Source organism: Bartonella sp. 220B (genome assembly GCF_026930205.1).
In the GTDB taxonomy this organism is placed as follows: domain Bacteria; phylum Pseudomonadota; class Alphaproteobacteria; order Rhizobiales; family Rhizobiaceae; genus Bartonella.
Window position 1 is genome coordinate 1 of record NZ_JANHOI010000015.1, and the last position, 16,802, is coordinate 16,802.

At 36.2% G+C, this 16,802-nt stretch carries 14 protein-coding genes, 1 tRNA gene and 6 pseudogenes; 8 read left to right on the plus strand and 13 right to left on the minus strand.

Annotated elements, in window-relative coordinates:
• Positions 1–450, plus strand: a pseudogene (locus NPX99_RS07645) (hypothetical protein); the annotation flags it as partial.
• Positions 451–1,285: 835 nt separating this feature from the next.
• Here NPX99_RS07645 and NPX99_RS07650 read toward each other — a convergent pair.
• The 8 genes from NPX99_RS07650 to NPX99_RS07685 all read right to left on the minus strand — a co-directional run bounded on the left by NPX99_RS07650 (position 1,286) and on the right by NPX99_RS07685 (position 8,088).
• Positions 1,286–1,939, minus strand: coding sequence for an ATP-grasp domain-containing protein (locus NPX99_RS07650; RefSeq protein WP_269031271.1), 654 nt, complete (start codon positions 1,937–1,939; stop codon positions 1,286–1,288).
• Positions 1,940–1,946: 7 nt separating this feature from the next.
• On the minus strand, positions 1,947–2,714 hold the full coding sequence (locus NPX99_RS07655; RefSeq protein ID WP_269031272.1) for an ABC-2 family transporter protein: 768 nt from the start codon (positions 2,712–2,714) through the stop codon (positions 1,947–1,949).
• 4 nt (positions 2,715–2,718) lie between these two features.
• Positions 2,719–3,558, minus strand: coding sequence for a hypothetical protein (locus NPX99_RS07660; RefSeq protein ID WP_269031273.1), 840 nt, complete (start codon positions 3,556–3,558; stop codon positions 2,719–2,721).
• Between the two features lie 6 nt (positions 3,559–3,564).
• Positions 3,565–4,602 (minus strand): ATP-binding cassette domain-containing protein, encoded by a 1,038-nt coding sequence (locus NPX99_RS07665; RefSeq protein WP_269031274.1) that lies wholly within the window; start codon positions 4,600–4,602, stop codon positions 3,565–3,567.
• Entirely contained in the window at positions 4,602–5,495 is an 894-nt protein-coding gene (locus NPX99_RS07670; protein ID WP_269031275.1) for an ATP-grasp domain-containing protein, read from the minus strand. The genes NPX99_RS07665 and NPX99_RS07670 overlap by 1 nt, the downstream gene beginning before the upstream one ends.
• 10 nt (positions 5,496–5,505) lie before the next feature.
• Entirely contained in the window at positions 5,506–6,927 is a 1,422-nt protein-coding gene (locus NPX99_RS07675) for a phenylacetate--CoA ligase family protein (protein WP_269031276.1), read from the minus strand.
• Positions 6,928–6,944: 17 nt separating this feature from the next.
• Positions 6,945–7,247, minus strand: coding sequence for a hypothetical protein (locus NPX99_RS07680; RefSeq protein WP_269031277.1), 303 nt, complete (start codon positions 7,245–7,247; stop codon positions 6,945–6,947).
• 109 nt (positions 7,248–7,356) lie between these two features.
• On the minus strand, positions 7,357–8,088 hold the full coding sequence (locus NPX99_RS07685) for an aminotransferase class I/II-fold pyridoxal phosphate-dependent enzyme (protein ID WP_269031278.1): 732 nt from the start codon (positions 8,086–8,088) through the stop codon (positions 7,357–7,359).
• A gap of 613 nt (positions 8,089–8,701) precedes the next feature.
• Here NPX99_RS07685 and NPX99_RS07690 point away from each other — a divergent pair.
• On the plus strand, positions 8,702–8,899 hold the full coding sequence (locus tag NPX99_RS07690; RefSeq protein ID WP_269031279.1) for a hypothetical protein: 198 nt from the start codon (positions 8,702–8,704) through the stop codon (positions 8,897–8,899).
• 936 nt (positions 8,900–9,835) lie between these two features.
• On the opposite strand, the pseudogene NPX99_RS07695 reads toward NPX99_RS07690, so the two are convergent.
• Positions 9,836–9,928, minus strand: a pseudogene (locus tag NPX99_RS07695) (lambda exonuclease family protein); the annotation flags it as partial.
• Here NPX99_RS07695 and NPX99_RS07700 point away from each other — a divergent pair.
• From NPX99_RS07700 to NPX99_RS07715, 3 pseudogenes are all read left to right on the plus strand, one after another.
• Positions 9,925–10,539 (plus strand): annotated as a pseudogene (locus tag NPX99_RS07700) (DUF4815 domain-containing protein); the annotation flags it as partial. The pseudogenes NPX99_RS07695 and NPX99_RS07700 sit on opposite strands and share 4 nt — an antisense overlap.
• A 59-nt stretch (positions 10,540–10,598) precedes the next feature.
• Positions 10,599–12,072 (plus strand): annotated as a pseudogene (locus NPX99_RS08775) (Bgr_08870 family protein).
• A gap of 609 nt (positions 12,073–12,681) precedes the next feature.
• Positions 12,682–12,978: pseudogene (locus NPX99_RS07715) on the plus strand (HigA family addiction module antitoxin).
• Positions 12,979–12,986: 8 nt separating this feature from the next.
• On the opposite strand, the gene NPX99_RS08815 reads toward NPX99_RS07715, so the two are convergent.
• The 4 genes and pseudogenes from NPX99_RS08815 to NPX99_RS07735 form a co-directional block, all read right to left on the minus strand.
• Entirely contained in the window at positions 12,987–13,148 is a 162-nt protein-coding gene (locus NPX99_RS08815; RefSeq protein WP_269031281.1) for a hypothetical protein, read from the minus strand.
• A gap of 6 nt (positions 13,149–13,154) precedes the next feature.
• Positions 13,155–13,373, minus strand: coding sequence for a hypothetical protein (locus NPX99_RS08820; protein ID WP_269031282.1), 219 nt, complete (start codon positions 13,371–13,373; stop codon positions 13,155–13,157).
• Positions 13,366–13,618: pseudogene (locus tag NPX99_RS07730) on the minus strand (type II toxin-antitoxin system Phd/YefM family antitoxin). Before NPX99_RS07730 ends, NPX99_RS08820 begins: the two are co-directional and overlap by 8 nt.
• A gap of 250 nt (positions 13,619–13,868) precedes the next feature.
• Complete coding sequence (locus NPX99_RS07735) at positions 13,869–14,324, minus strand: Hsp20 family protein (protein WP_269031283.1); 456 nt, start codon at positions 14,322–14,324, stop codon at positions 13,869–13,871.
• A gap of 272 nt (positions 14,325–14,596) precedes the next feature.
• Between NPX99_RS07735 and NPX99_RS07740 the strand changes: the two genes are divergently transcribed.
• The 3 genes from NPX99_RS07740 to NPX99_RS07750 all read left to right on the plus strand — a co-directional run bounded on the left by NPX99_RS07740 (position 14,597) and on the right by NPX99_RS07750 (position 16,727).
• On the plus strand, positions 14,597–15,508 hold the full coding sequence (locus NPX99_RS07740) for a serine aminopeptidase domain-containing protein (RefSeq protein WP_269031284.1): 912 nt from the start codon (positions 14,597–14,599) through the stop codon (positions 15,506–15,508).
• A gap of 686 nt (positions 15,509–16,194) precedes the next feature.
• Positions 16,195–16,557: a cell cycle two-component system response regulator CpdR gene (cpdR, locus tag NPX99_RS07745; RefSeq protein ID WP_004858948.1), complete on the plus strand. Its 363-nt coding sequence runs from the start codon at positions 16,195–16,197 to the stop codon at positions 16,555–16,557.
• A 95-nt stretch (positions 16,558–16,652) separates the two neighbouring features.
• Positions 16,653–16,727, plus strand: a tRNA-Val gene (locus NPX99_RS07750).
• Positions 16,728–16,802 lie beyond the last annotated feature (75 nt).

The following is a 16,802-nucleotide window of genomic DNA, read 5'->3' on the forward strand; positions in this document are numbered from 1 at the left end:
GACAATGCGCATGTGGCGGGCTCTGTTTATGGCAAGGCTCGTGTTTATGGCAATAGCCGTGTTTCAATTGAAGCCCATGTTTATGGCAATGCGCATCTTTCCCATAATAGTTATCTTTTTGAATATGCAAGGGTCTATGGCAATGCCAAGGTTTCAGGTGCTGCCTGTCTTTTTAGCACTGCACGGGTTTATGGCTATGCTGTTGTTAATAGCCGTGCACAAATCCATGGCAAGGTTTATGACTATGCAAAAGTGAGTGGCTGTGCTGAAATTTATGGCTCTGTTTATGGAAAAGCTCAGGTTGCTCATACTGTCAAGGTCTGGGGGCGTGTTTGTGGGCGTGCAAAACTCAATCGACAAAGTAAGATAAGAGAGGTTCCTCAAAATAAAGAGGTTTCTAAAAGTGATATTCTTATGGAAATTATTGAGAAAATTGAAACAAAGGAATAATCAACAAACGCGGGGGTGCTTTTATGTTTAATGCCATCTCAAAAAAGAAAGCCGTGCCAATTTATATGACGCGGCTTTCATATTTTCGACTCTTATTAATCAATCCCATAAGGAGTAGTGAATGCATATATACAAAACGTATTATATTGCAAGCTCTCTAGTCTCTTTATAAAAACTTATCCAAAATAAGATAAATGAATGCTTCTGAAAGCGTTCTTTTAGATCATCACATTTGAATGAAAAAAGCCTATTAGCTCTGTGATGATTTCAAACCCTATCAATAACAACGCCCTCATATTTGAAGCGGTCAATTTGAAAGAAAGCATGCTATCAAAACGCCTCTTTAAAAGGTATTAAGCCCATATTTGAGTTAGTAAAATTAACCACCCCAATTTTGGGGACGTTCTCTTTCTATAGCTCTCTTTAAACATTGGCGTTTAATGATGTTATATATCTAACTTCTCTCTGCTTATAAAGAAGGTGCCCTCATTTTTGAGGTAACCTAATCACTCAATCCAAATTTGGATTGCCCCCTTTCAAAAGAAAACGTTTCAAATCTTTGCATTTTAACAAGCTCTCATATTCAATTGCGTTTTAACAATGCAATTTATTTTATGATAAAAACGTCTTGTAAAATTTATGACCTGTTATGAATGATAATTGCTTTGCATTTCATTTGAATGCTCACATGCGTTATAATATTGGCATCATGATTTGCTTTTTATGCTCTGTTTATAGATGGCTATTGTTTATAAAAAATGGTCAATTGAATCGTGCATAAAAGTGTGGATTCTTAAGTGGATTCATATAAAATAAATGCACTTAATATATTGATTTAATTGTATTTTTTTGCTTGATACTCAGTTTTGAAAATACACTTAGTCCTTTCTACCAAAACATCAATATGACATAGGTCACCACTAATATATTCTTGTATTATAGGGTTTGCTATCTTTTCAAGAGCATTTAATGCTTCGTTTCGATTTTTGCATAACCTGACTCCAACTGAAGCTGCTTGATCTATGGGCTTTATTACAATCGGGTACGTAGTACGATTCTTGAATACATCTTCTTTTGTATATTGCACAGGTTGAACAAGTTTTCCAGTTTTGCTGATTTGTGCCGCCATCATCGCCTTATTTCTAAATCTTAGCGTTTGCTCTAAGCTTAGCTTTGATTCTAATTTGAAAAAATTTTCAAGATAATGCGCACTTGAAACTGCAAACTCCTCCATAGCAACAATGTGTGTAGGCCTAAAACTATCAGCGATTTTAACAGCTAAGCTCTTTAAAACTTCAATATTTTCCATATCATTAATCTGGATACAGTTTTTTTGAGGAGCGCCACAAGTTTGATTGTAACGTTCTTGAATTATAAGATATTCTCCGATTAGGTGAATATGTCTTTTTATGATATCTTCTACTGCAGCTTTCATCCGTGCGCTCGTCACGAGAATTACTGGAAAAATCAAGCCTTTTGTTTTTGCCATAGTTCCCTCATCCTCCAAGTGAAACCCGTTTTTTCATTAAAACTCTAAAGAATTGCCACGCAGTAATGACACAGATTACAGTTGAAAGCCAATAATAATATATTAAACTTGAATATGGGTTTAATAATGCCGTTACAGTTACGCCCGCACCTACCAATGAGGGCACAAAAGAGATTATAGCTATCAAACTCATCGTGCCAAATAGATGCGGTGGCAATAGATTGAGTTTGAACATCTCGCTATGTATATATTCAACAGGAAGATATTTTTGGCTTAAAAGTGAAATAGAATGCAGAAGCGTCACAAAAGCCAGATTAGAAATGACTGCAAAAAGAACTGTCAACAAGGTAATCGTTATAGACAGTAAAGTGAAATCCAGTTTAGGTATGTTATATAATGCACCTAGAACCAGTAAACCTAAAAGTATTAGCAAATTATTATTATTCGCCCATCGCAATAGCATATGATAAACGAGTGGAACTGGTTGCATTAAGAGTGGCTCTAATTTTCCTGAAAGAAGCGCGTAAAAAAAGTTATTTATCGACGAAGCGAAAGTGTTTAGCAATAAGGATATCACTAACATAAAAAAAATAAGGCCATCAAATTCTTCCAGTGTCCATCCTTTTAATGAATTCGTATTTTGATAGATGGAATCAGCATAGAATAACCTAATAAGAGTTACGATAAATGTTAAACCAATGTACCCCACGAGATTGGCTTTATAAGCGCTGGAGTTTTTTAAACTATTTGAAACATAAGCTAGAAATTTTTCCATAATTTTAACCTCCCGCTGTTTCATATTTATTCATAACAACTTTCCAATAAATTGCGCAAAGAACAATGAATATAAACAAGTACAAATTTAATTGAAGAGAATATGAGATTAAATGACTAACATTTGGGTCAACAATCAATTCAGCAGGAGCGGCAATAATAAATCTGAACGGATTATAAAACATGATAGGTGCTATAGTTTCAGGCCAAAAGCTTGGAGGTAACATGGTGCCACCTAATATACCTTGCAGCGCAGATAACAGCACTAAAAGAAAATCAGGCCGGATAAATTTAAATGTGCTAACAGCTATAAAAAGGCCAATTAAATAACACAATATTTGTGTCTCTATGAGATAGATAATCGTCCAGAACCAATAGAAGAGGCTTACAGTTTTCACTTCAAAAAGAAAAAAACAAACAGCCACAATGATAATAATTGGCCATGCATAAATAACCGCGCCACCCAAAAAATCCCAAAATCTTTGAACCGGAATAGGTATAGGCCAAAGTAAACGGGGTTCGAGTTCACCAGCTTGGATATTTCGTGCAAAATATTCAATCACACTGTAAGAATTATTAAGCCGCCAGAACGCTATAGAAATTGCAAAATAGAACATTAATTGCTGAAAATTATACCCGCTTACAATGCCCTCTGCATTGCCTACGTAAATATAGTGCCAAATAATATATTGCGTGATAAAAGGAATGCTCGTTGCTAGTAAGAGATCAATTACGAGCATATATTTGTCAATTAGGATCTCCTTAACAGCTATAAAAGCAAACAACTTTGCGCAAGCAAGATATCGCCTCACTGTCATTAGCATCAGGAAAGATTTTAAACGCATTCTTGCTTACCCCCCGTCCTTAAACTGTTTTAAATAAATATCTTCAAGAGAAGGCGGAGAAAATTGAATTGCGATATTTGGCTGATCAATAACAAGTTTTTGTAAACATTCGAACATTTTATCTTTGATATCTGTGTCAATCAGCCATTCCATTTTCGATTGCGTCATAGCTTTTGAAATTATTTTACCTTGAGTTGAAATATAATCAACAGCTGCCTTGACTTGTTCAATAAAATCATCCGAAAGTGGGCACTCTTGTACAACAAGTGAGCTTGTTACAAAATTGCCAACTTTTTCTGATACTGTACTAACAGAACCATCAAAAATAATTTCACTTTCCTTGAGAAAAACAATCCTCGAAGCACAATGTTCTATATCCGCCATATCATGGCTTGTTATGATAATTCCTTTATTTTGCTGCTTAACAAGACTGTGAAGATATTTGCGCAACTCATATTTGGATAGGATATCCAGCCCAACAGTCGGCTCATCTAATATCAGTAAGTCGGGGTCATGAATAAGGGCGGCAACAACTTCACATTTAACCCTTTCCCCAAGGCTTAAATTTCGAACCTTCCTATTGAGTATTGAAGACAGACCCAAAGCTTGCGTAAGCTCTTCCAGCTTTAACATGAAATTTTTGCGATCTATATCGTAGATTTTCTGTAATACAGCATAACTGTCTTTAACAGGCAGATCCCACCATAGGCTAGACTTATGTCCAAAAACAACGCCGATTCTTCTTAAGAAATCATAATCGCGATGTGAAGGGGAAGAACCCAACACCCTAACCTTGCCACAATCAGCTTTTTGTAAGCCGCAAATTGTTTTGACTAATGTGGATTTTCCTGCTCCATTTGGGCCCAAAAGTCCTAAACACTCTCCAGCTCTTAACTGAAGCGTTACGTTTTTTAATGCATATTTATCATTATTTTCTTGCCTCTTTGAGGGAAGAAAATAATCCCAGAAGGCTTTCTGACTTTTGTAAACCTTTGAGATATCCCTTACATCAACTAGAGTTTGTTGATTATTCATCTTAACCATCAAGCTACCTTTCGAGCTTTATTTATTAACAGTTCCGCAATCGCATCTGGAAACTCAAATCGATCCATTAAAATGTCTGGCTCTGGGTTAACTTCAATAAGGTAAAAATTCCTCCCAGCCTCTTCGATTATATCTACGCCTGCAATATCAAGCCCAAGAGCCTTAACGGCATCAATAGCCAAGGCAGTAGCGAGATTATCAAATTTTTCTGGAGGCAAAATCTCAATGTGTCCTCCATGTGTACCATTGCAAATTGGGTATAATCCACCGGAATTAAAAGCATACCTTTTATTACAAACCTTAACTTCGCCGCTGACAATATCGCATCGCCAAATAAATCTACCCGGATTTTCAATGAGAGACTGAATTATAAATTGTCCATCACGGTTTAACCATTTTTTTATTTCATCCAGAGGTGGATTTTTTGCTGCAAATATCTGTACTTCATTCGAGCAAAAACCCAATGTTGATTTAGCCACTAAAGCTATATCCTTATTTAATAGAAACTCGTTGAATTGGTTTAAGCTTTGGAATATATGAGTCTCTGGGATTGGGAAACCAAGCTTACCCAAGTAGATTGCTGTAAGAGCTTTATCGCGAGCTAATTGATAAGACAATGGTTGGTTAATTATCGCGTCGTTGACTGAAGGTAGATTTGCAAGCTGTATAAATTGGGAGTGATAAGAACACCTAAATTCTGCCAAGCGGTCCATAAAAATAGCAGAAAATTTATCAAGATTTGAGGTAACTTCGTTCGGGGCTGCTGCTATTCTGATTTCTGACCAATGAATAAACTCTGTATTAAAGTTTTTTTTAATAAGTGTAGCGTACACTCTTTCTAAAAGAGGATGCATTTCGTCATAGATAATCGCAATACTCATATATGGATGCATTAAATTTTTCCTAAAACTCAAGCTGTTTTTTTATATTGTTAAAGAATATCCGTCTTTTGAGTTTATTCAAAGGAGGAATATGATCCACAGTAACTAGTTCAATATCTATGTTTGAGTGAAAAAGATGGCACATTTCATTCGTAAAATTCTTAATGCATTGCATCGCTTTGTTGGTAGGCGCACCACTTTTCCAAACCGTTAAAACCCGTATCTTATTAACTTCTTCTTGTATTATTCTAAATTCAAGGATGCCAGCATCATCATGACTTAACCATTTTTCTGCAAGTTCTAACATCATACCTGCAGGTACTAATTTATTACTTATACTCATAAATGCATCATCTATTCTTCCATGAATAGCTTTTATTCGTCTATAGGATGATCCACAGCGACACTTTTTTCCAGCCCAACCATTACTTCCAGCTGTTTGCTCATGCCACTGCCCAAAGTCACCTTGGTCATAACGGATTATAGGCATAGCTATATTCCATAGTGAAGTGCCAACAATCCTGCCAAAATCACTATTGCTATCAGTAATCAACTCAATATGTGTGTCATGCTCCAAGAGATGGTAGTTTCCTTCTGTACACTCATAGGCCATCAAACCGATTTCCTCACTACTGTACTCATCTCGAACTTTTACATTTAATGACACCTCCAACTTATCCCGTTGGGTTCTAGTCGAAGTTTCAGAATTAGTACTCAAACAGGTCACACCCAACACCCCTAAATCTATATTAGAATCTGCTAATTTTTCTGCGGCACTAAATATTGAAGAAATAAATTTAGGGCTAAGCAACTGAATATGCTGTTTGATTGATTCTATCGGGCAACGTTGCGATATTGTAAAAACTCGATAACTTTCACATAAATTAGTATGCCACCAATGAGCATGATTAATGTTATAGATCCATTCTTTAGGATTAAGTTGATTACCCGACATTTCTTCGAACATGTTCATACGATGGATTGTATCAATTTCAGTGAGTGATTGATCCATCATTATTTGCACCGGTCTACCTGTAGATCCAGTAGTCTCAAGGCCTCGCAGCTCGTCATGAGGCAAGTGACTTGACAAATAATATGAATTAAGGTCTCCTACAAAAGGTAAATGTTCTCGTGAAATTATTGGCAACCGTTCAAAATCACCATATGATCGAATTTCCCCCACACTATAACCCACTTCTTTATATATATCACGGTAAAAAGGTACAGATGTAAAAGCCCAATCGACTAATTCTCCTAATCTCTGAAGCTTCCATATGCGCAGGCTAGTGCTATCAGATCTCACTTTTAACTTTAGCATATTACGTGTATAAGACCACCTAGATAGTGCTTTAGATTGAATCCAAAGTAATTCTGGCTTTCTGAAGGCCCAATCTATTTTAAACCTTTTTATATCTTGTGCAACCTTAGGGTCTAATGTTTGCATATTCACCCCCCATATCTCTAACTACTGGACATAGCTTCACGTAACCTCTGTAATGCCAATTCAAATACACTGTCATGCTTCATTAGACTTGCCCTAACAAATTGATGCCCTAATTCATCAGGTTTACTCCAATAGAAATATCTACCAGGCAAAAGACACAAGCTAAATGTTTTGCAGTGCTGCACAAGTTTAAGATCACTAAGCCCTGTTGCCGAGCAATCAATCCACTCTACCGGCATAACTGATTCAATAGATTTTTTTGCTATCTCTAAATTTGTTTGATTTAATATATTACGAAAATTAGTGCGCCTAACATCCACTTCTTTCCATAATACTTCTTCGTAATCCAACCTCGGATGCTCTCTCAACAATTCTGGTGATTGTTTCTAAACTAAAAGGAGATACACATAAAAATATCTCCTCATAAATTTATTGTATTGCACTTTTAAGCTCAGAATGAAAGAGCATTAAGCTAGCTTTCATATCTTGCGTTGGAAAAGTCTTACCAGAATCTTCAATGATTACATATTTAACACCTGAACTATCCAATATCTTATGATAATCTGGTTTTTTACGATCATAAAAACTAAATGTAGCATCAATAATCAGTATGACAGTACGCTCGCGACACACGTCAGCGATATTTGAAAGCTGGTTTTCATTAAAGACCATCCCTGTAGGATTGTTTGGATTTACTATAAATAAAGCGTCTAAACTATTTTCAAGAAAATAGTTCGAAAGCGCATCTTTATCTGAAGAGAAAATAAATAAATCATCTTCTAGGAGCGGTACTAAGTTTACGTTGCGCCTTCTCATTAGTAGAGGGAGATTATCAAAACATGGTAATAAGAGAGCAGTCCTTTTTCGAGAGCAAGCTAAGTATGCACCTACGATATCAATAGAATTAGAGGCTGTCGGACAAATGAGATATTCTGCATGTCTCGCCATCGTTGGTGATTTTGACAACTCACCCCATTTTTGAATGAATCGTGCCTCTATCTCGGGTATTTTGTGTGATTTGGCCCAGTCCCAACTATCCTTTAATCCCACAATGATATCATTAAAACTTTCGTGAAGATTATGATATGCGTAACCATCCGCAAGATTTGCTTCTTCTGTTAAAGCAGACCTTTCATAGTAAGTAAGTGCAGATCTAAACAATTGTCCCCCCCCATTTTTTTAAAATTAAATTATGTATTATAATGCCAACATAAAAATGAATTAATATATTGTCAAGTAATAATAACTGCCAATAATACCTTATGATTTATCATTGTTTGCATTTATATAAATTATTTTCTTAATAAATTCTTTAATTACAAATAATTACTATGTATAACAGAGTTTTTTACAGTATTTTTAATAAATATAACTTATTTATCTATCTTTAAAAATTTGGTTATTTTTGTAATCATATTGTAACTGAAATTTTTTAATTTTGAAAAAATATTGGACTAGCATATCAAAAGTGAATGCCCCTTTAGAAGGTTTAGGCGACTGTAGATTGTGAACTATTTCGTAATTTTCTGAATAAATGGCCCAAATATTTTGACCGAAAGAAGGGCTGACGTTCGCCTTTAGAGCTTATAGATTTTAATTCATTAAAAACCACATAAAAGGGTTTAAAAACATATCAACTTTAGAATGCTGACTAATTTATAACAATGCGCACCTTTCTCATAATAGTTTTGTTTTTGAATATGCAAGGGTTTATGGTCATGCTGTTATTAACAACCGTGCAAGGATCTATGGCAAGGTTTATGACTATGCAAAAGTGAGTGGCTGTGCTGAAATTTATGGCTCTGTTTATGAAAAAGCTCAGGTTGCTCATACTGTCAAGGTCTGGGGGCGTGTTTGTGGGCGTGCAAAACTCAATCGACAAAGTAAAGTAAAGGAGGTTCCCCCAAATAAAGAAGTTTCTAAAAGTGATATTCTTATGGAAATTATTGAAAGAATTGAGACAGAAGAATAAGCAACAAACGCGGGGGGCGCTTTTATGTTTAATGCCATCTCAAAAAAAAGAAAGCCGTGCCAATTTATATGACGCGGCTTTTATATTTTCGACTCTTATAATCAATCCCATAAGGAGTAGTGAATGCATATATACAAAACGTATCATATTGCAAGCTCTCTAGTCTCTTTATAAAAACTTATCCAAAATAATATAAAGGAATGCTTATGAAAGCGCTCTTTTAGATCATCACATTTGAATGAAAAAAGCCTATTAGCTCTGTGATGGTTATAAACCTATCAATAATAACGCCCTCCTATTTGAGGCGGTCAATTTGAAAGAAAGCATGCTATCAAAACGCCTCTTTAAAAGGTATTAAGCTCATTTTTGAATTAGCAAAATAACCTAACTTCTCTCTGTTTATAAAGAGGGTGCCCTCATTTTTGAGGTGACCTAATCACTCAATCCAAATTTGGATTAACCTATTTCAAAAGAGAATATTTCAAATCTTTGCATTTAAAGACGCTATAGTTATATTAAAGAGCTGCCCCCAAATTTGGGGCTAGTAAATCAATCTTCTTGTTTTTGAGGGTGCCATTTTTTACTGTAGCTCTTTTCATAAGAGATAACATAACGCAACTTGCTTAATGATTATACCTTTGTTTTGATATCAACCTTCAAAACAAGATATAATTTAAAACCTATGCGATTTATGTGATAAAAAACGTATTGCACAATTTATGAACTTTTATGGCTGATAACAGCTTTGCATTTTATTTGAATGCTCACATGCGTTATAATATTCACATCATGATTTGCTTTTTATGCTCTGTTTATAGATGGCTATTGTTTGTAAAAAATGGTCAATTGAATCGTGCATAAAAGTGTGGATTCTAAAGTGGATTCAAATAAAATAAATACACTTAATCTATTGATTTTATTGCGTTTTTCTTCATAATGCGCCTTCGCTCGTGGACACTTGACTTCAACTAAACCGTCTTCTCCAATCAAACCATCAGGACTAGCCCCTGCCATTTTTATGGTAGGATGAAGCTTTAGCCTTTCGTATCTTGGCAGCACGCTACACACAAACAACAAAAACGATTGATCTTGGGTGTTTTGATCTTGTTGATTGTTCTGATTTGCAAATCCGTGCCGCGGTTGAATTGCCTTCAAGTGATTGTTCGGTGATCTTTGAAATTGAAAGAAACAACAGCACAATTTATCAACTCTTACCCTTTCAATTGCTCAGTCTTACCGAATATATCAGTGAAAAAGTTAAGCTCCGCACCATTCTTAAAGGCACAGAAAAACTCTCACCGGTTTTATTTGCTCCTGTTCAGTTGATTGCGGGAAAGATTCATAAAACAGCAACCTATATCACCCGTGCTTTTGCCTTTGGCGAAAAAGCAAGATTGACCAGCTATATCAAGACCTTTTTGCCTGGTAGAGCAACCTTTTCCCTAGAAATACAGCTGGATGATAGTGCTTTTACCCCTTTGGAACTCGAGGAAACAGAGCAACTTTCTGAACCGCTTTGGACAGAGCGAAAATTTGTAAGTCATGACAAAGGCGCCAAACAAGCGCGCCTCAAACTCACACTCACCGGTGGACCAGCAGCGCGGTCAATGCTGCGTGATTTTGGTGCCGGCATTTTGTGACACCTACTTTGCTATGAAAGATGGGATTTTGCGCTGCTTTAGAGACTTGGAGAATGGAAATGACAAAAACCAAAAAGCTTGCCATGGAATTGCCCAAAGAAGGGCGTTTTATCAGTTCTGAATTCCTCATTTTGCGCGAGAACTTAACAAAAATTGATCAAGCCATCAGGGATGTTGAGGAAAAGGTAGACGACAAAGCCCCTGCAAAACACACGCATAGCATAGGGGATGTTGCAGATCTTGAAGCCACACTCAAAAGCAAGATGCCAGCGGATAAAACCTTTTCTTTTGCTGATTTGGGTGATATCGAGGGCGCTAAGAATGCCGCTAACAATTATGTTCTCTATAAAGCAAGCAACAATCACTTTACCTTTGGTAGTGCTGTTTCACTTCTTGGAGCACACCAACACAAAATTGAAGATATTATGGGGCTTGATGACTTTAGAGCCAAGATTAATAAAGACCTCACAGCCTATGGTCGCTTAAAACAAGCCAATGAATAGCAGGATTATAACAAGTTCACAAAAAAAGTCACTATAAGTGATGGCTTGGAACTCATAAGCAATTCGTCTGAAAAATTCATACACCTTCATCATTCGCTATCCGATTTCATGGGGACTGTTTATACGCCATTGAGTATCATGCAGGATGGTAATTCGTCATTGAGTATCAGACATAATGGTGAAGTGGTTACAAGTTTAAATGCAACAGGAAGCAAGCTTAAAGGACCACTCAAAGTTGATGGTGATCTTATCTATACCAAACCGCAAGTGGATGCAGCTATTTTAGCAGAAATAAAAAACCTTAAAAAAGCTTTGACCGATCAGATCATTAATTGGCCGGCGCTTGCCGATGCTGAATTGCTCTATACGCAAAATGGAAAAATTGAATGGCCCGATTGGGTAACGGATAGAACCAAAGTTGAAATCCAAGCCTGGGGTGGCGGCGGTAGTGGTGGTGGAGCGGATACACCAAGGTTAGGAAGGAGGTGGTGGCGGCGGCGGTTGTTCCGTGTGGTATGACTATAAAATCAGTTTAAATGGGCATGAAGATATCACAATTGGTCAAGGGGGAGTGGCTGTTGCAAAAAGGTTTGAGAACGGCAATCCTGGAGGAACAACTGTTATTGGCAAGAATTTTATTACCGCTACAGGAGGACATGGTGGTGGGGGTGCTTACTCTTTTAGAAATAGCATAGGACTTAGTGGTAGTATTACTTACTACTATTCAGGAAGTGGGGGTGTTGGCGGAGAAGGTAGAAACTTTGGTTTAGCAACGAATAATCGCCCAGGAATTGCCAAAGGCGGAAATGGTTATGCAGGGACAGGTGGAACACGAGCAGCACAAGTGGAAATGGAGGAGATGCTGGAGGTGATACATCAAGGGGTGGCGCTGGAGGGATAGGACAAGGTTCTTATGCTTCAGGAAAAGCAGGGCGTGGCTTTGGGTGGTGGAGCTGGTGCCCATGCCGATTCTTCTTCAAGCGGTGCTGGAGCCAACGGCGCTGTTCTTATAAGATTGTGGAAAGAATAAATGCTTTTGTGTCCTTATCAAAAACAATCGAATGGTTTGACGCACGCTTATTGTGTGATAGCTTGAGCTGTATAACTTTTTTAAAAGTCCTTCTCAAAGGGGTTTCAAAGCCTTTTTAAAGGAATTTTTTGACTGACAGTGTCAGTCTTATGAGGTTTGACTCCTTGTTGTTATTGTTGCTTCATTGATTTGGAGTGCAAGATGGCAACAGAATTTAATCATGGTATTCGCATTGTTGAGGCTGGTGAAAGCTCTAGGCCGTTGGCAACATTTGATCAGACAGCGATTGGTGCGGTTGTAAAATCCTTGATGTTGACGTGCAAATTTATCCCCTCCATGTACCTGTCCTTCTCTTTATGCATGAGGTGGAGAAACAAGATAGTGTTCTGTTTCATAAGCTTCAATTAACGAAACAAGGGTTTTCATTCTATCAAATTCTGGAGTATTAACTTCTGGCTGATTGTCAAACATCGCAGACACAATCTCTAAGGCTTCTTGGTACTCTCTCTGTACGAATTGGTTTGATATTCATTTCTCAAATTACACAGTATTGATATTATATTATTTAAATTGTAATGATTTTTAAGTTAATTGCAAAGAAGACTATCTATGACTACACGTAATCCTAATCGTTGTCCTACTCATCCAGGAGAAATTTTAGCGGAAATTATTCCTGAAACAGGCAAAACGAAGACAGAAATTGCACAGATGCTTGATATATCACGCCAGCATCTTTATGATATTCTAAATGCAGAAAAACCTATCTCCCCTTCTCTTTCGGCTTGTCTTGGCAAAATGTTTGGGAATAGAGCAGCCATATAGTTACGTATGCAAGCCAATTATGATGCGTGGCATGCTGAACGTGAAACAGATGTTAGCAAAGTTCCTAAACTCCACGCTGTTTGACTTTGTGATCAGTGTCTAGAGACTTTTCCAAGTGGTTTTATTGCTTTGGCTTCTTTAATTTTAAGTGCAATTTTACGCACGAAAGCAAGACTAAAACGTCCTTGTGGTTTCAAATCTTCAAAGTCAAAAAAAGCCTTGCAAGGAACAACATTAAATTCATCAACACGCACTCAAGACTACTTCTGTAAACCCACACGCTTACATTCTATCTCAGGTATTTTTAAGCTAAACTGCAAATTTATAGGTTCCTGAGAAGTAATAGGAAACAAAAAGAAATGGCTTTCAGTTTTAACCATCACACAAGCAGGACGCGCTTTGCGCCCCGAATGTTCGCCGTTTTGCGCTTGTTCATGCCACAAATAATAATATCTAACGATATCACCTGCTTTAAACATGATCATCGCCATTTAAAATATCATCTAAACCACGATCTAAATCATCTAATATTATTCTTTGGTGCATTTGCATAAACAAAAGATTGTACACTAGAACGGGATTTTATTAATTCATGATATAAACCGACAGGAAGCATAACGATTTTCTCACGCCCTCGCTTTGTTAAAGCTACAGGTGTAGACATAGCCTCGTCTAAAATATCGCCTGCCCCGCGGTTTACATCTGTAAAACTATATTTTTTCATATGCACATCCTATCCTTAATGAATAATACGTATTATACGTATAATGTGTATTATGTAAAGATATTTCATGCTATTAGCTACCTCCCCGCCTTTGAAGACGAGGAGATGAAATTATGTTTTAAACTACGCAGCTTTTACAATAGGATAAGAAAAACGCGAGACAAAAGCCTCGCGTTAGCCTACTATCTCAAAAGAATTAATTATTATTCCGTTTTTTCGGCTTCTAAACTCGCTTTACGTATATTATGGGCTAATTATTATCATTTTTCGTAGCAGACGATAATGTCTGTACAGCTATCTTTTTTGGCTTTAGCTCAGCCGGCATTTCTCTTTTAAGCTGAATATGAAGAAGTCCATCACAAAGCTCTGCTCCAATAACCTTAACATGATCAGCCAAATGAAAACGCCGCTCAAAAGCACGCGAAGCAATACCTCGATAAAGGAATTCTCGTTCTTCGTCATCGTTATCAGTTTTTTTCTCACCCTTAACGATTAGCTGATTACAATGCGTTTCTATATCAATTTCATCTTGAGAAAAACCAGCAACAGCCATAGAAATTCTATAAGAATCTTCAGCTAAACGCTCAATATTATATGGTGGATACGAAGAAATATCGTCTGGTTTTGTTCTGGAATCAAACCAGTTTAAAAGATGATCAAAACCTACCGTCGAACGATAAAATGGTGAAAAATCTACTTGACGCATAACATTGCCCTCCTTTAGAGCGACTATAATTAAATTGGTTCACAAAGTTCCAAAAAGCAAACCTGCTCGTAAACCAGTGGCCCCAGAGTGGCGACCACACTAATTATCTGGTAATTGCTCTGCCCTATGTCAACTCTTTTGTGCTTGGATTCGCAAAAATACAAAAAAGCAACATAACTATTTCTTAACCCTTCTTCGTCATTATATAAAGTGCAATCTTTTCATTATCTCACTTTGCACTAAGTCGCAAAATACACTATAAAAGTTGTCAATTGGAAACACTTCACACAGACTGGAATTTTATTCCTCCTCATATTTGGAATGCCTCTCTTAAAATCGCTATTGATCGCGAAATTCGTTTTGCAACAACATATCCTGAAATAAGAAAATCCAAAGGAACAGTTGTTATTCTTGAAAGCTATACGAATTCTTTAGAAGAATATTTTTTACCAATGAATGAAATTTCTAAACGCGGCTTTCATACAGCAATATTTGACTGGTTTGGTGAAAAAAAATTACCTTCTAATACAAAAAAACAGAGCAGATATGATTATTTTGATATTAACAAAGATATTAATGATTTAGATGGATTTCTTAAAAATGTTGTTTATCCTAATTGTCCATCACCTTACTACATGCTAACCTATGGTATAGGTGGATTGATTGCTCTTAGCGGGCTAGATCTCATTAATCATCAGTTTAATAGAATGCTCTGCGTTTCTCCTCTTTTTGCTCCATTTGGCAATAAAACGAATGGTTTCCAACATAAATTAACACAGCTTCTTACTGACATAGGTCTTGGATTTTTACCGGTTAAAGGTGAGAAAAAACTCAAAAAAACACAACAAAAAAATAGACAATTGAAACGCACTTATAATAGTGCTTTCCCTTTTATCAAGAATCCAACATCCCAATGGATGACATCAGTACTTAATGCTATTGATTCTATGAAAAAAAATATATTTCTTGGGCATTTACAAATCCCAACACTGTTTATTCTTGCCAATCAAAACAATATTGCAAACAATATTGAAGTGCGACAATTGTGTCAACATACATATTTGACAGAGTGTATCACCATCACAGGTGCTGACCTTGATACAATCATGCATGAAGAAGATTACAAAAAACAATTTTGGGCTGCATTTGATGCATTTATTCCTAACAAAAATAATCTTTCTTAGTAAAACCATATTTAATAAATAAAAGGAAGTTCTTTATATATAAAAAATATTTCTCCAAAACCTGATGAACACTATAAAAAATCAAAATTAGATCGTTACTTATAATATAATTGAATTTAAGAATTTTATATTAAATTAATGTGCCAAAGAATGAGAATGTTTAGCTAACAAATTTTAAGACAATATGATACAGCTTTTAAAGATATTAAAATTTTATTCTTATGTTACAGTATGGAGAGATGATAAATTTTTATCAATTTAAAATTAACACTCTAGAAACAAACTCTATGCATTTACAATATATATATCTGTAAAAATACAGAAAGCAAATAGCCGTCAATTCTACCTTGCCGTATAACTGCTTAAAAAGAGTGAATAATATAATATCCCTCTGATTTTCTAAGATAGTCTCTTAAGTGACTATTCTTATAGGAGCTCTAACCAAAATGAAAAAAAGAAATAGAAATTACGATTGATCGCACTTAACTTCTTTCTTTCAATGTCATATACATTTCGAATTTAACGAACTCACAACTAATATGCTGTATTCTTGACAAGATATAAGAATTAACCATTTTGCTATTCATTTCAATTATGAGCATTTTATCATCTTTTTTATAAATACTCTCTATTGTATAATTGATGTGGCAAAAAACTCTGATGAATGGAGCTATTGGAATATAATCATGAAACGAATCCTGCTCGCAGAAGATGATAACGATATGCGTCGCTTTCTAGCAAAAGCTTTAGAACGTGCAGGCTACGAAGTTGCCGATTTCGATAATGGTGCTAGCGCATATGAACGTTTACAAGAAGAACCCTTTTCCCTTCTCCTTACTGATATTGTAATGCCAGAAATGGATGGAATCGAACTGGCACGACGCGCTACTGAAATTGATCCTGATTTACGAGTGATGTTTATTACAGGTTTTGCAGCCGTTGCACTCAATTCAAATAGCGATGCTCCCCCTGACGCAAAAGTACTTTCTAAACCGTTTCACTTGCGTGAGCTCGTTAATGAGGTTGAAAAAATACTTATAGCTGCTTAAGAGAACCTTTTTCTAAGTTATTCATGCATAATTAAAGAGAAAACTAAATTAGGCATTGACGTTTGTAATTCTATGTGGTGTATGCAATGTTGAGTGGGCGTGTAGCTCAGTGGGAGAGCACTACGTTGACATCGTAGGGGTCACAGGTTCAATCCCTGTCACGCCCACCATACGCTTTTAAACTTCACGTAACTTATTGATTCTAAATATGTTTTTTTGAGTAAGGGATGCGTGGATAAAAGTGA

Coding starts and splice junctions, on each gene's coding strand:
- NPX99_RS07650 (WP_269031271.1), bottom strand. CDS start 1,939: ATGGCAAAAACAAAAGGCTTGATTTTTCCAGTAATTCTCGTGACGAGC.
- NPX99_RS07655 (WP_269031272.1), bottom strand. CDS start 2,714: ATGGAAAAATTTCTAGCTTATGTTTCAAATAGTTTAAAAAACTCCAGC.
- NPX99_RS07660 (WP_269031273.1), bottom strand. CDS start 3,558: ATGCGTTTAAAATCTTTCCTGATGCTAATGACAGTGAGGCGATATCTT.
- NPX99_RS07665 (WP_269031274.1), bottom strand. CDS start 4,602: ATGGTTAAGATGAATAATCAACAAACTCTAGTTGATGTAAGGGATATC.
- NPX99_RS07670 (WP_269031275.1), bottom strand. CDS start 5,495: ATGCATCCATATATGAGTATTGCGATTATCTATGACGAAATGCATCCT.
- NPX99_RS07675 (WP_269031276.1), bottom strand. CDS start 6,927: ATGCAAACATTAGACCCTAAGGTTGCACAAGATATAAAAAGGTTTAAA.
- NPX99_RS08820 (WP_269031282.1), bottom strand. CDS start 13,373: ATGTTTAAAGCAGGTGATATCGTTAGATATTATTATTTGTGGCATGAA.
- NPX99_RS07735 (WP_269031283.1), bottom strand. CDS start 14,324: ATGCGTCAAGTAGATTTTTCACCATTTTATCGTTCGACGGTAGGTTTT.
- cpdR (WP_004858948.1), top strand. CDS start 16,195: ATGAAACGAATCCTGCTCGCAGAAGATGATAACGATATGCGTCGCTTT.